We start from the raw sequence: 15445 nt of genomic DNA, 5'->3' as shown, positions 1-15445 counted from the left end.
TGTCAAACTAGTAAAAAATAAAGGCATAAAATGCTAAAAAGGGGAGGACTTTGACTCGATAAAGCGAACATCTACACTCCTCCCTGCCAGACAAAAATCGTCAAATCTAGGGGTTTTCTGCCAATCAACTTTGATTCGCACTGCCGCTACCCGTACTGATAGTTGACGGCGGGCAATTTCTGGCGGTGGTTCTACAACATATTGTCCAACTTCAACACGACCTGTACCTGCTCTGATTGTCTCTACTCGTCCTTTCCATTGAACATTACTTGACTTATTAATGTTGATTTGGGCTTCTTGTCCAATTACAAGTTTATTAGCATCAGTCTCATTTATAAATGCTTCTATCCAAAGATTCTGACAGTTGAGTAACTGAATAATCGATTTATTAGCTTCGACTATTTCCTGGGGCTGGGAATCAATTGACCAGATTACGCCTGTTGTTGGTGCTAGAACCAAGACGTTTTGTTGAACCTGCAATTCTTTACTGGTAATGGATAGCTGTGACTGAATGCTCTGGATTTGTTTAGAGAGGTTTCTTTCTTGTTGCTTTAGGTCTATTAACTCTACATCAAGTTCGAGAACGCGAGTTTCAGGATAGCTTAAGGTGCGAGTTCCTTCTAGCTGAAGTCCGGCTTTCGTTGCTTCTAAGTTGAGTTTGGCTAGCTCAATTTTTGATTGAGCTTCTTTGACTACAGCAGATGCTTGCTGCGCTTCTGCAATTTGATTGTCGGCTTTGGAAATGGTCTCTGCTCCTTCCTTAGCTAAACTAGCAAAGCGTTGAGCGTCGGCAAGCGCTACTTTTTCTTTGGCCCTAGCACGAGCAATTTCCCCTTCATATTGTTTTATCTGTTGACGGGCATAGTTAAATTGAAGCATTTTCTGCGTACCTGTTTGCTGTTTAAACAGGTTCATCAGTTCACTTCGATTGCGAATTTGCTGTTTTATCCCAGAGAGTTGTTGTTGAACATCCTGTAGACGAGTTTTCAATTGCTGCTTGTCAACTGTGAGGACTGACACTCGTGGATTTTCGACAGTAGATTTAATTGTGCCGATTTGTGTACCTTTCTCAAGTTGGTTGCTCAACTTAATTTTTTCGCTTTTCAACTCTAGTTCGCCTGGGATGGATGCCCGGACAAAAATGATTTCACCGTTAACAAAAGCTTGGACACTACGAATTTGAGAAAAGTTCCGTCTCAGCCTAACTCCAATAATAGCTAGACAGCTAAGGACTAAAATCGAAAAGATAATTTTTCCTGAAGCTGTTTTAATTAATTTCATGAAACAAATCGCTTTAAATTTTAGTTAATTTTCTAAATACTATTTAGGGTATTTAGGAAACCAGCCTCCACTATGTAATAGGACGTAATATCATGTCCGCATAATTAGTTATGATTTCCACAGTCACTGCACCCCACCCCTTAATCCCCTCCCCGCAAGCTCTTAGGGGAGACAAAACGTAGCCAGCGCGGTCTTGGGGGTTTCCCCCATGAGCGACTGGCGCGTAGCTTTGGCGGGGTGGGGTTCTTCGGGTTTAATAAGTAATCAAGCGGACATGATCTAATTTCATTCCTTAAGCAACAAACAAAGCATACGGCAGCCTCATGAATCCCAGGTAGCTCCATAAGCTGGAATACCTTTTCCCAAACAAGTCTTGACCACCTTTTCAGTAACTGCTTTGTTGGATACACAAAACACAGCTTGCGCCCGAAAATCTTGAACGGCACTAAGAGCTAGCTGCTCTACATTTGGTCTACCACGCATTCTTGTATCGAAAATATTGCAACGAGGATGAGAGTCAAGCAACGACCAAAGCTTTTTGCCGTAAGTTTGTTCGTGTTCGTTAGCGATCCAGACAATACAAAGTTTGTGACTATTTTCTATCACATGAGGTATAACTGGTGCAATTCCTGCTCCAGTTGCGATTACAACTACTCGTGAATAAGCGTTAATTGAAAACATAAAACCAGGAGGCTTAACTCGACGAACCCATAGTCGTTTGGGCAAATTTCCTTTTTCAACTTGCCGAATCAAATTTTTAGTCCAATCACCTACTGCACCAATTATTAAATGAATTTCTGATTCGTCCGTTTGTTTGCTGAAACTCGTTCCGGCAACAGAAAAGGAATGCCATTCAATACCATCTAGACTAATTCGAGCAAATGTCCCGACATCAGCCCTTCCTGGAAGAGTTACAACTAAAACCCCAACAGATGGACAATCCATCCTAAAATTATCAAAACACTGCACGCTGATCCAAGGCAAAAATATGCTGAAAATCATCAGCGCGATCGCCAGTAAAACTGGATTAGTTAATAAAGTTTCTAGAGGATAAGCTTGGTTGAGAGCGATGATAAATTGAAATCTAATTTGATGCAAGACGAGAATACTTAAACAAGACCATCCCAGATAGCGATGGCTGATTTCAAACGTGTCATGGAACTTATGGCGGAATGGGGGAATAGCAGTGAGGATAATAATAAATAAAAGTGTTAAAAGTATACTTGATGTAGCGATTGATATAGGATCGCTGGATGTAGCCATTGACAGAGGATCGCTTGGGTTTCCCAACTGCTGGAATACATCAACAATTAGCCAGAGAAAACCCCAAGTAGCACATGAGGCGTGAACGCCACCGATGTAATGAACGCCACTATTAAGATAGTATTTGCCATAAACAATCTTTACCGAAGTCCATACTGCCAAACGATACAATAAATGCAAAATCAGTTCATTACGGACTAAAATAGCTACTAGTATATTGCTGACACTAAAAATTGCCGTTGAAATGTCTGTCAAATATATTGTTTCGTAAAAAATAATTAAAAATAAAATATTGACGCTAGAAACCAAAATCCACCAAAAAACATGCATATTAAAGTTTTGCATGAACATAAATCTGTCTCTTGATGTCAATGTCACAAATCTGTTATTAACCTTGCCTTGCGAAGCAAGAATTGCAGTACAGTTTCTTCGCGGGTAATAATATCAACTCTGCCATCCATACCCAATTGAATTTGACATTTCTTTGTACTGCGACCTAAAGCAAGTTTCTCTGGTTCAATTGTGACTTCGTAAAAAGCACCTACAGCAGTTGCTTTTGGGATAGAGTTCGTATCAGCATCTGCATCGTTTTTTTGCGAACTAACAGCATCCGGGGAAATCGTTTTGACAACCCCATTGAGAGTACCGTAATCAGGATAAGCACAAGCACTAACTCGCATTTGCACCTTTTGACCAACTTTTATCTTACCTTTTTCCTCAGAACCGACAGCTGCTTTGATAACTAAAGGTGCATTACTAGGAACAATTTGGACAACTTCCTCCCCAGCCCGGAGAGTTTGACCGGGGTTTCTCAAATTGAGCTTGGAAATAATCCCGTCTGCTGTAGCGGTAATAGTAGTTTGCTTCAGGTCAATTTCAGCTTGCTTGAATTCGCTAGTATCGCGCTCTAATTGTTTTTCCGTTTCAATTTTCTGTTTGAGAAGTGCTTGAAGTTCTCTTTCTAACGATGCTTTATTTACTTCCCCAGAGGCTTTTTCTTGAGCAATGCGTTCGGTCGCCATTGCTACCTCTGCATTGCTTGGGTTGAGAACTGCTTGAGCACGATCGCGTTTAGCAATAGCCCCATTAACAGCTTGTTTTAGCCGTTCATTTGTTTTTTCTTGGGCTTTATAAGTTGCTTTTTGCGCCTGTACAGCTTGTTCCTGTTGTTTTACAGCCAGCTGTACTTCTTCTAGTTGGTCGCGGGATAATGCTCCTTGTTTAGCAGCACTGTCATATCGGCTCTGCTTTGATGTCGCTGCTCCTAAAGCCGCCTCAGTTGCGTGGAGATTAGCTAATGCTGATTGTAACTGTGCTTGCCCTGCATATAATTCTTCTTGAGCCATTTTGACATTGGCTGATGCTTCTTGAAGTTCAGTGATGCTGGTAATTTTTTTGTCTTGATGATCGCGATCGCGTCCTTGCAATTCAGCTTTAGCAGAGGCGATAGTCCGATTGGTGCGATCGTTTTCAGCTCGAATTTGACTATCAATTGCATTAATTTGCGGAACGGTTTGAATTAGTTGTAACCTAGCTTGTTGAATATTGGTTTGCAGCTGGTTTTTTTTGGTTTGCAATCGAGAGTCATCAATAGTAGCAATTATATCTCCTTTTTGCAGCGTTTGATTTTCTTTGACGTAAATCTGCATTACCTGTCCTTCTGTCGCCGCCTGCACAATTGGCAATTCACCCGCAGGACGGACAACCGCTTGCCCAATCACTGTAACTTTATATTTAGTAACCGCAGCCACAGGAACAGCTAACGCCAAGGCAAACACGATAAACAGTCCGCCAAATGTAGTCCAACGACTAATTGGTGGGAGAAACTCGTTGTCTTGAACTAAGGGTAAAAAATTTTTTTGAGAGTTACTAATCATCAGTGTTGAGTAGATAAAAATTCTCAATAATCATTAACTAATTCTGAATAGCCAAAGAAGATTTCAAACCATTCTTCTCAGGATAAATATGATCAATAAAGCTTAAATGCTTTCTAAGAATATGACATAATTCTTCTGGAGTTCCTTCCCTAACCCCCCGCAAGCGGGGTAGAGTTCCGGGTATTATCGTTAATTACCCGGACATCATATTAAATCTAACTTACACGATAGAGGGAACTTAGACTGTCGTTTGCAATACCGCTTGGGGGAATAGAGTATATTCCTGGTCCCAGAGTGGTCTGATACGTCGTAAAGTTGGCGTCTCTATAGAATGCCCATGTACCCCGAATAATGACAAGAGATGAGGTTAGATCGTTGAAATCATTACCAACGTAGCGAAGACCATCACCTGGTGATGCATTAACCCTCAGAGGATTACTGCCGGCGAATTGTACATCTCTATACAAAATTACATCTGGGTCGCCGCTCCCAGTATAGGCCACACCACCACTACAGGTAGCAGCATCTTCATCATTAAGTTCCTTGATGCTAGAAATTGCTTCAAACCAGTTCTCTTTCATTTTTCTCTCCTAATTAAGTGTGAATACTTCTTTTTTTGGCATTGCATAACTCCAGCAGTAGACTGAAAAGTTTTTTAAAAGACTTACCAGCCGATTATTTGAGCTAAAAAACACCATCTGTTGAAATCCTCCCAGAATCTGCTTTTTGAGCAATCGGGTTGTAGATGGGCTTTTTTGCTATTAGCGATCGCTCTGGTCAGCCCCAGAAACATCGGTTAAAACTCGCATTATTTCATGAATTTACAAAAGTTTTCAGTCTACTGTCATTAGTTATGTTTTCATATTACTAAATAAGCACAAATAAAATTCATTTGTTACAAAACTTATAAAACTCTAATTCCTGGCAATTGCGTCATTTTAGTTCACTCAGTTCGCAATATAATCTAGTCTTTTTCCTGAGGCTTGAGTCCTTTAAAAAGACTAGATAATGAGTAGATATAAAATATCTAATAACTATTAACTAATTCCGAATAACTAAAGAAGATTTAAGACCATTTGTAGAAGAATAAATCTCATCAATAAAGCTTAAATGCTCTCCAGGTATCTGACGTAATTCATCTGGAGTTCCTTGAATTTTTAAGCGCCCATCTTCAAGCAACACAATCCAATCAGCCCGTTTGATAACTTGAGGACGGTGGCTAATCATAATTGTAGTTTTACCTTGACGGTGATTAAGTAATCTATCCAAAACTTTAGTTTCACTTACTGGGTCAAGAGCACCTGTGGATTCATCTAAAATTAATATAGGTGGGTCAGTAACAATTGCTCTAGCTATAGCTAATCTCTGCCTTTGTCCGCCAGAAATATTTGCACCAAATTCGCCTAAAACAGTTTGATATTTATCAGGTAATTTGCTAATAAATTCATCTGCACCAGCAATTTGACAAGCTTTGACTATTTCCTCAAAACTAATGTTGGGATAACTGAAGTGAAAATTGTCCACAATCGAACGACTCCAAAAATGAGGTTCTTGGGGAACTAATACGACTTGCTGCCGCAAACATTCTAAAGATAAGTCTTGCTGGTTGTATAAACCATAACGGATATTACCAGATTGAACGCGATATAAACCAGTAATTAATTTGCCAAGGGAGCTTTTTCCACAGCCAGATTGACCGATTAAGGCTATTACTTTACCACCAGGAATAGTTAAAGAAAAATTTTCTAACAGGTCAGTTCTACCAGGATGGTGAAAGTTAACTTGAGAACAACTAATCTCTGCATTGCCAGGAATTTCTGCCCAAGGTTTTTTAAAGTCATTTTCATCTTCTGGGGTAGAATCTATCACTTCTGTCAAGCGTTGAACGACAATCTGAGCAGTAATAAATTCATCAATTAGCCCGACTGCTGACTCTAAAAATTCAAGAAAGCTACCACTCATACCACTGTACGCTAGCAGTTGACCGATGGATAATGTCTGATTAATCACCAAGCTAGAACCTAACCAGAGTATGCTAATACTCGTCAATTTGGAAAGAATACTAGTGACTGTGCCGCTGTAAAGCTCCAACTTCATCGTCGTCCAGTCTAAGTTAGCAAGGCGACCAAAATTTGTCTGATATTCTTGCCAAGCTTGCTCTGTAGCTTGGGTGGTTTTCAGGACTTGAACACCGCGAAAGGTTTCGACTAAAAAGCCTTGATTTTCCGTACCTTTAACGATGAGGCTGCGAGTTTTTTGGCGCAAGGCGGGAAGAAAAAGCAGGTTGACAAAAGTGACAATAACAAAAGCGGCAACGGAAGCCAGAGTCAATTGCCAACTATAGAAAAGCATGAAACCCAAGGAAACCAGAGCCACAAAAAATTGACTGGGTAAACCAAGGACAATTTGGGAAACTAGATTATTGATGGTATGAACATCTGCAATCCGACTAACGACTTCCCCACTGCGACGTGCTTCAAAATATGATAGGGGTAAGCGCAACAGTTTTCTGCCGTATTCTAGAATTAGCCCGTATTGCAACCGTTGACCAAAATGACCAATCAAGTGAGATTGTACCAAACCAATGGCATTTTGAATTAGGTTCATAGCAATGACGCCAATTGCCACCGTTGTTAGCAGTTGGGTATCTCCCCGTACTAGCACGTCATCGGTGAGGAGTTGCATCATTAACGGGGAAGCGAGGGACAACAGCCCGATCGCAAAGTTGATAGCGATCGCCTGAATCAAAAGGTTACGATAGGGCAATATCCGGGCAAAAAAGCGCCCAAAACCGCCAATTTTATCTTCTGGTTGCTCATAGAAGCGGCTATCGTCTGGCATCAACAGCAGCATAACGCCATCACCCCAACCCGCCATTAACTCTTTTAAGGTGAGATAACGGATACCAAATGCCGGGTCAGAGATAATACATCTTTTCCCTTTTAGCCCGTATAGTACTACCCAGTGGTAGCCTTTCCAGTGAATGATCGCGGGCAAGGGAACTTCATTTAATTTCTCAAGCAGTTCTGGGGTGGCTTGGACTTGACGAGCATGAAATCCTAGAGTTTCTGCTCCCCGTCTCAAACCTAACAAGGTGGTTCCCCGCGATCCTGTGCCGACTGCTTCTCGCACGCGGTTGAGAGTAAAGGTACGTCCGTAGTGTTTGGCAACAGTTGCAAGGCTTGCAGCACCACAGTCTTCTTGACTGTGTTGCAGTACGCTGTGGTATTTCATTGTTCAATGATTAAAGTAAGTAAACGTTCTCTTTCATTTTTTCCTAATTAAATGTGAATACTTCTTTTTTGGCGTTGTCAGCTAATCGGCATGTAAGTCTGCACGGTAAAACCAAGGTCTGTTGAGTTTTGTAAAACGTTACATAGGTTGATTTTTTAACACCGACTTACTTAAGTTGCATAAAAGTAGGGCTGAAGCCCTGACTACGTTACAAATGCACAGAAGCTGATTATGTAATATCCTACCACTTTAGTCTGTAACATCTTACCACTTTAGATAGATATTTGATTGATAATTAAACCAAAAAGTTTTTAAGACAAGAGCGATCGCTTTGAGCTAGAATTTGACTCGTAAAATACCACCCAGAGTGGTAGCCTTTTGAGTGAATCATGGCGGGCAAAGGAACTTCATTTAATTTCTCTAGTAATTGTGCGGTAGCTTGGACTTGACGAGCATGGAATCCTAGAGTTTCTGCTCCCCATCTCAGACCTAGTAGTGTTGTTCCCCGCGAACCTGTGCCGACTGCTTCTCGCACGCGGTTGAGGGTAAAGGTGCGTCCGTAGTGTTTGGCAACAGTTGCAAGGCAGCTTTACACGATACAGGGAACTTATACCGACTTACTTAGGTTGGGTTACGCAAAGTGTAACCAACGCAAGCCTTAGCTTATGTTAGGTTTCACCTCGTTTCACCCAACCTACAAGAACTTAACATCAACTTAGTGTCAGTTCGTCATTATCTAATATCTCGCTTGAATGACGATATGACATTATTAAATGCCCCGTCACTGTATTTTGCCAGATTACGATAATTACCTGGGGTTAATGATATACCTTTACCAGAGAAGTTGGCATCTGACCAAAATGTCCATTTACCAGACAAGACTTTAATTGACGAGATTTTATCATTGAAAACCCTGGAAAGGCCGGGGACATCATAATCAATAATATTTGAGGCAGTTCCCGAAAAATTTGGATTCGTAAATACTTGCACTTTAGCACCACCACTACAGGTAGCAGCAACATCATCGTTAATTTCCTTGACTGCGCTCAAGTTCAATTGAGCTAACGTGTTATTGTTCATATCTACTCCATAGTTATTGATGTTAGATATTATTTTTTTCCTGAGTTTTAGATTGGGGTTTGAACTGAAGGTAAGCTTGTTTTCTTCCTTCTGATTATTAATTGGTAGCAGTGAGATTGGTTTATTCACGGCTGGGAATCAGAAGTTTTTTAGCTTTGCCTTCTGATTGTTAATTGGTAGCAGTGAGATTAGTTTATTCACTGTCAGGAATCAGGATATTCAGCTGCCTCAGAATATAGATTTCTGAGGCAGCTTTGAACTCTAGACAAAAATCACTAGATAAGGTTAAAGGGAAGTCAAATCTATGATATGCGTCTGAGAGAACTAATCCAGTCGTTTGGAATACCATAATTAGCAACAAACGAGTATCGTCCTGCTCCCAAAGTTTTATACGGACCTGACTGACGAAAAGACATCGTTTGTGTTTGGTGCGAATGACGCGTATTCACCTGGGTCTAATGTCAAAACCCTACCAGAATAGTTGGCATCTGTCCAAAACTCCCATCGACCGGAGTAGACTTTAACTGACGATATTTTATCGTTCCAAAAATCACCGACGTAAGACAAATCAGTAGTAACGAGACCTGAGGTAGTTTTTCCAAAGTTTATATCTTCAAAAAATTCTATTGCTGCTCCACCCTGAATAGCAGCACCCTGCTCAGATGTCAGTTCTTGAAAAAGTGGACTAAGTTCAATGTTGTTCATACCTGCTCCGTGGTTGTTGATGTTAGACATTGTTTTTCTCCTGACTTTCAAATTGTGTTTGAACTGAAGGTAATCGCTGGTTTGCCTTGACTCTGATTCTTAATTGGTAGCAGTGAGGTTGGTTTATTCACTGTGAGAAATCAGGGTTTAGCTGAACCTTCTGATTCTTAATTGGTAGCAGTGAGATTGGTTTATTCACTGTTGAGAATCAGAGGTTTTAGCTTTGCTAACCTTCCTAATTCTTAATTGGTAGCAGTGACATGATTCTATTCACTGTTGGGAATCAGGCGTTTTTTGTTTCCCCTTCTAATTTTTAATTGGTAGCAGTCACATGATTTTATTCACTTGATTCAGTAATACTAATTTGGTAATATCCTCTCTTATGCATAAGTTGATTGTCCTGACACCTATATTTAATTAGGCTTCCAAGCTAAATTACCTTTTCAATAGGAGAGTGCAATGTCTTTTAGAACTGCGCGTTTGGATTGGTTGCACAGTCTAGGAATTGCGATTGGCAGTGCGATCGCCTTATATGCAAATATCTCAGTTGCCCAAATCACCCCAGACGGCACTCTGCCAAATAATTCCAACGTCACATTAGAGAACAACACCTTCAAAATCACCGGAGGAAGTCAAGCAAGGGGTAATCTGTTCCACAGCTTTAAAGATTTTTCTGTTCCTACTGGCTCGGAGGCATTTTTTAACAATCCTGCAAACATTCAAAACATTATTAGCCGAGTCACAGGAAATTTTATCTCTAATATTGATGGTCTAATTCGAGCTAACGGCACAGCTAACCTCTTCCTAATTAATCCCAATGGCATTATCTTTGGTGAGAATGCTCGCTTAAATATTGGTGGTTCATTTTTTGCCACATCTGCCAATAGTATGAAATTTACTGATGGATTTGAATTTAGTGCCAAAAATCCTCAATCTACACCTTTGTTAACTATTAATGTCCCTATTGGTTTGCAATTCGGGAGCAATTCTGCAAGTGTTTTGGTGAGGGGGTCTAGTCTACAGGTAAATCCTGGTAGGAATTTAACACTTGTTGGCGGCAATGTGAGCATGGATGGTGGGAAGCTTGTAGCTCCTTCGGGAAGTGTGGAGTTGGGGGGAGTAGCAGGAGAAAACACCGTCGGACTTTTTTCTAACGGGGATTTCCTTGGTTTGAATATTCCCCAAGGAGTGCCACAAGCTGATGTGTCTCTCACCAATCAAGCTGAAGTGAATGTACTTGCAAGCAGTGGTGGTAATATTGCTATCAATGCAGCAAATTTGAATATATCGAAGGGAAGCCAACTGATCACAGGAATTTCAGGCGTTGGTTCATCCAAAACTCAGGCGGGAGATATTAAGATTAATGCCACTGGCATAGTTGCGCTCGCAGACAGCAGCAATATTTCCAATCAAGTGCTAGAGAACGCTGTGGGCAATAGTGGAAATATTAATATCAATGCTGATTCACTTTCTCTGAGCAATAACTCTTTTCTAGCAGCCAGTACCAATGGACGGGGAAATACAGGGAATATAACTATTAATACCAAGTCACTTTCAGTTTTTGAAGGCTCTTACTTAGCAGCCAACGCCAATGGAGAGGGAGATGCAGGGAATATAAATATTAATGCCGGCGATCGCGTATTGTTTGATTTGGGAGGTCAAGCATATACGAATGTGACGACCAGAGGCAAGGGAGGCGACATCAGCATTAGTACAGGATTACTTACCGTAAGCAATGGTTCTAAGCTTAATGCCAGCACTTCCGGAGTCGGAAATGCAGGTAATATCAGCTTCAGCACAGGATCATTTTCCGTTACAAATAACTCTCAAGTGACTGCCAGTACTTCGGGAGTAGGAAATGCAGGCAATATAACCATCAATACAGACTCGCTTTTTGTAACGAATGAATCTTTCTTAGCTAGCAGTGCCAATGGACGGGGAAATGCCGGAAATATCACTATTGATGCTGGCAATAGCGTCTCCTTCGAGAATGGAGCAAAAGTATATACTGATGTCAATCAGCTTCCTGGTGATACCACAGAAGTAAAAGGGAACGGAGGCGATATAAAAATTACTAGCGGGTCGGTTTCGTTAACAAATGGCGCTCAATTAATTTCTAATACCCAAGGTGAAGGGAATGCAGGCAATATAATCATCGATACTGGCAGACTTTCTGTCGCTAATCAATCTTACTTAGCAGCCAACGCCAATGGAGAGGGAGATGCAGGGAATATAAATATTAATGCTGGCGATCGCGTATTGTTTGATTTGGGAGGTCAAGCATATACGAATGTGGCGACCAGAGGCAAGGGAGGCGACATCAGCATTAGCACAGAATTACTTACCGTAACCAATGGCTCTAAGCTTAATGCCAGCACTGCAGGAGTAGGAAATGCGGGTAATATAACCTTCAGCACAGGATCATTTTCCGTTACAAATAACTCTCAAGTGACTGCCAGTACTTCGGGAGTGGGAAAGGCAGGTGATCTCACCATCAATACAGACTCAATTTTTGTAACTAATGAATCTTTCTTAGCTGCCAGCGCCAATGGACGAGGAAATGCCGGAAATATCACTATTGATGCCCGCAATAGCGTCTCCTTGGAGAATGGAGCGAAAGTATATACTGATGTCAATCAGCTTCCCGGTGATACCACACAAGTAGAAGGTAATGGAGGCGACATCAAAATTACTAGCGAGTCGGTTTCGTTAACGAATGGCGCTCAATTAATTTCCAACACCCAAGGTGAAGGAAATGCAGGCAATATAACCATCGATACTGGCACACTTTTTGTGACTAATGAATCTTTTTTAACTGCCAGCGCCAATGGAGAAAACGGAGATGCTGGAAATATCACCATTAATGCCGGCGATCGCGTTTTATTTGATCGGGCAGGTCAAGCATATACCAATGTGGCGACGAGAGGCAAGGGAGGCGACATCAGCATTAGCACAGAATTACTTACCGTAACCAATGGCTCTAAGCTTAATGCCAGCACTGCGGGAGTGGGAAAGGCAGGTGATCTCACCATCAATACAGACTCAATTTTTGTAACTAATGAATCTTTCTTAGCTGCCAGCGCCAATGGACGAGGAAATGCCGGAAATATCACTATTGATGCCCGCAATAGCGTCTCCTTGGAGAATGGAGCGAAAGTATATACTGATGTCAATCAGCTTCCCGGTGATACCACACAAGTAGAAGGTAATGGAGGCGACATCAAAATTACTAGCGAGTCGGTTTCGTTAACGAATGGCGCTCAATTAATTTCCAACACCCAAGGTGAAGGAAATGCAGGCAATATAACCATCGATACTGGCACACTTTCTGTGGCTGGTAAATCTTTTTTAGCTGCCAGCGCCAATGGACGGGGAAATGCTGGAAATATCACTATTAATGCCCGCGATCGCCTATTGTTTGATCAAGGTAGTGCATTCAGCAACGTTGGAATCTGCTCGTTAATTGCCGTTGGCTGTACCCTCAGTAACAACACAATAAAAGGCAATGGAGGCAATATTAGGATCAATGCGCCATCTCTCCAATTAATAAACGGCTCTTTTTTAGCTACTGGAGTGGGTGACAATAATAATTTGGAGAAGAAAGTAGAGGGAAATGCTGGCGATATATCAATCTATCTTAAGAATGATTTATCTCTAGATAAGAGCTTTATTACAACTATACTTTTTGCTAATGGAAAGGGCGAAGCCGGAGATATAGATATTCAAGCAGGATTTATCTCCTCTTATCAATCTTTGATATCTGCTAGCACTCAAGGACAAGGAAATGCTGGTGGGGTTTCTCTAAAGACTACGGGTACAATTTCCCTGGCTGATAGTGACATCTCTACTGCCGTGCAAAAAGGGGCAACTGGAGATGCTCAAGGGATTAATATTACAGCGCGATCGCTCTTATTAACAGATGGCGCTCAACTAAATACAGTCACATCAGGAGAAGGAAAAGCTGGTAATATCTTCATCAATACAACAGATCAAGTTAGTGTATCTGGGACTAATACAACAGTGGCTCCCAGCGACCTTTTTCAAAACAATATTCCACCCAGATTCAATTCTCCTCCACAGTTCGTAGATGGAGTATCAAGCGGGATATTTACCAGTACCAATTCCTTTGGAGTTGGCGGCAATATAACAGTGAATACAAATACATTTAGTATTTCCAAGGGCGCAGTTGTAGATGCCAGAACTACAGCCAGTGGAACAGGGGGAGCAATTAATATCAATACAAATACAATTGATGCAATGTTGGGTGGACAACTGAGTGCGATCGCATCTGGTAATGGGCGTGCGGGTAACATCACTCTTAATGCCACTGACAGTGTGACAATAACAGACAGCGATCCAACTTACTCGGCTCGACTTGCTCAATTCGTCGCTGACAATATTGATATATATGGCAAACCGAAAGTAGGCAATCAAGGTGCAGCCAGTGGACTAACTGTGAGCAGTGTTGGTTCGGGAAGTGCAGGCGATCTCACAGTACAGGCTAACTCTATCCGTCTTGACAACGGCGCAAAAATAAGCGCTGACACAACAGGAGGAGGTGGAGATATCTTTCTCAACTCGCCTCTACTATTATTACGTCGAGGTAGCAACATAACCACTAACGCCAGTGGTAATGATATCACTGGTGGTAATATTACCATTGATGCTAAAAATGGCTTCATAATCGCCGTTCCTAATGAAAACAGCGACATTAGAGCAGATTCTGCGAAATTCCGTGGCGGGAATGTTACTATCAGGAATGCTGCTAGTATCTTTGGCATCCAGTCTAGAAAAGAGCCTTCCCCAAACACAAACGATATTACCGCAAAAGGTGCAACTCCTGATTTAAGCGGCAATGTGCAAATCAACACACCTGATGTAAATCCTAGTAACGGCTTAGTCGAACTCCCAATTAATCTAGTTGATGCTTCTAGGCAAATTTCCACCGCCTGCACTCCTGGAACTCGGCAATTCCAAAATACATTTGTCGCAACAGGACGCGGTGGACTACCCATGAGTCCCACTGAACCATTACAAGATTCAAGTACTGTGTCTGCGTGGGTGAAATTAAGACCAAAATCAAAAAACTTGGCAAATACAACGACTCAGGCACAACCAACAGCAGTTTCAACTACTTCCATTGCTGCTACAATTCCAATTGTGGAAGCTTCTGGCTGGGTAATTGATCGTAATGGAAACATAGAACTAGTAGCACAAGTTCCTCAACTCAATCCCCACAGCCCTTGGCAAACACCTGCTTCCTGTCCTGTATCTCAGTGAGGTGTGAAGCTTACAACTTTCATTCTCTTGTTACCCCCCTGAACGTTTAGATTAATTTTATATCATCAAAAATAATTACTTTCAAATATATTTTGTTATCTAAAGAAAGCTTTAATTATATTTCTATTCATCGCTAATCAATCAATTTAAATTAGAGCTATATAGGACAATACGGTTCAGTTAAGGAAATTTATCCGTTGAGGCAGGCAGGGGGAGCAGGGGATGCAGGGGAAGCAGGGGGAGAAAAAAAAGCTTATCTGAACCGTATTGCTATATAGGAATCATATTTGATTGGGTGAAATTATCTACGTAGCTGGGGAGTGGGGAGTAGGGAGTAGGGAGTAGGGAGTAGGGAATAGGGCTGAAGGCTTTTTGAGTTGTACGGAGTTGTTTCAAAAATCAAATCATAGTCCTATATATAGCGTTTTCTAATCAACTGAGGTACATCTAAATCTTTTTGACCAGGATTAGTAGCTTTGAAAACGTACCTCACCAAGTCGGCAACCGCACGCTGGCGTGACAAAGCTAAATTCTTGCAATCATGGCGTACCCATTTGTTATTTCGGCGTACCCATTTGTTATTTCAGCGTACCCATTTGTTATTTCGGCGTACCCATTTGTTATTTCGGCGTATCCATTTGTTATTTCGGCGTACCCATTTGTTATTTCAGCGTACTCATTTGTTATTTCGGCGTACTCATTTGTTATTTCGGCGTACCCATTTG

Annotated in this window: 9 protein-coding genes and 1 pseudogene; 2 read left to right on the top strand and 8 right to left on the bottom strand. The window is 41.4% G+C overall.

Going from position 1 to position 15445, the window contains the following annotated elements; all coding sequences use genetic code 11:
• Positions 1 to 33: 33 nt before the first annotated feature.
• The 8 genes and pseudogenes from RMY63_RS34205 to RMY63_RS34170 form a co-directional block, all read right to left on the bottom strand.
• Positions 34 to 1281, bottom strand: coding sequence for an HlyD family secretion protein (locus RMY63_RS34205; protein ID WP_322732964.1), 1248 nt, complete (start codon positions 1279 to 1281; stop codon positions 34 to 36).
• A 321-nt stretch (positions 1282 to 1602) separates the two neighbouring features.
• Entirely contained in the window at positions 1603 to 2799 is a 1197-nt protein-coding gene (locus RMY63_RS34200) for a hypothetical protein (protein WP_322732963.1), read from the bottom strand.
• Between the two features lie 119 nt (positions 2800 to 2918).
• The gene (locus RMY63_RS34195) at positions 2919 to 4421 is read right to left on the bottom strand and encodes an HlyD family efflux transporter periplasmic adaptor subunit (protein WP_322732962.1); all 1503 of its coding nucleotides are present in this window, start codon (positions 4419 to 4421) and stop codon (positions 2919 to 2921) included.
• Between the two features lie 215 nt (positions 4422 to 4636).
• Complete coding sequence (locus tag RMY63_RS34190; protein ID WP_322732961.1) at positions 4637 to 5002, bottom strand: beta/gamma crystallin-related protein; 366 nt, start codon at positions 5000 to 5002, stop codon at positions 4637 to 4639.
• Positions 5003 to 5462: 460 nt separating this feature from the next.
• Entirely contained in the window at positions 5463 to 7655 is a 2193-nt protein-coding gene (locus RMY63_RS34185; RefSeq protein ID WP_322732960.1) for a peptidase domain-containing ABC transporter, read from the bottom strand.
• A 350-nt stretch (positions 7656 to 8005) separates the two neighbouring features.
• Positions 8006 to 8244, bottom strand: a pseudogene (locus RMY63_RS34180) (cysteine peptidase family C39 domain-containing protein); the annotation flags it as partial.
• Between the two features lie 143 nt (positions 8245 to 8387).
• Positions 8388 to 8735, bottom strand: a complete 348-nt coding sequence (locus RMY63_RS34175; RefSeq protein ID WP_322732959.1) for a beta/gamma crystallin-related protein — start codon at positions 8733 to 8735, stop codon at positions 8388 to 8390.
• 387 nt (positions 8736 to 9122) lie between these two features.
• Positions 9123 to 9470 (bottom strand): beta/gamma crystallin-related protein, encoded by a 348-nt coding sequence (locus RMY63_RS34170; protein ID WP_322732958.1) that lies wholly within the window; start codon positions 9468 to 9470, stop codon positions 9123 to 9125.
• A 429-nt stretch (positions 9471 to 9899) separates the two neighbouring features.
• Here RMY63_RS34170 and RMY63_RS34165 point away from each other — a divergent pair, with 429 nt between their 5' ends.
• Together RMY63_RS34165 and RMY63_RS34160 are read left to right on the top strand one after the other, a co-directional pair.
• Positions 9900 to 14720: a filamentous hemagglutinin N-terminal domain-containing protein gene (locus tag RMY63_RS34165; RefSeq protein WP_322732957.1), complete on the top strand. Its 4821-nt coding sequence runs from the start codon at positions 9900 to 9902 to the stop codon at positions 14718 to 14720.
• 476 nt (positions 14721 to 15196) lie between these two features.
• A partial coding sequence (locus RMY63_RS34160; protein WP_322732956.1) for a hypothetical protein occupies positions 15197 to 15445 on the top strand: 249 nt, incomplete at its 3' end.

Origin of the sequence: Nostoc sp. ChiQUE01b (assembly GCF_034531255.1) — a bacterium.
In the GTDB taxonomy this organism is placed as follows: Bacteria; Cyanobacteriota; Cyanobacteriia; order Cyanobacteriales; family Nostocaceae; genus Nostoc.
The sequence above is the reverse complement of the archived record's forward strand: the minus strand, read 5'-3'. Positions and strand labels throughout refer to the sequence as shown.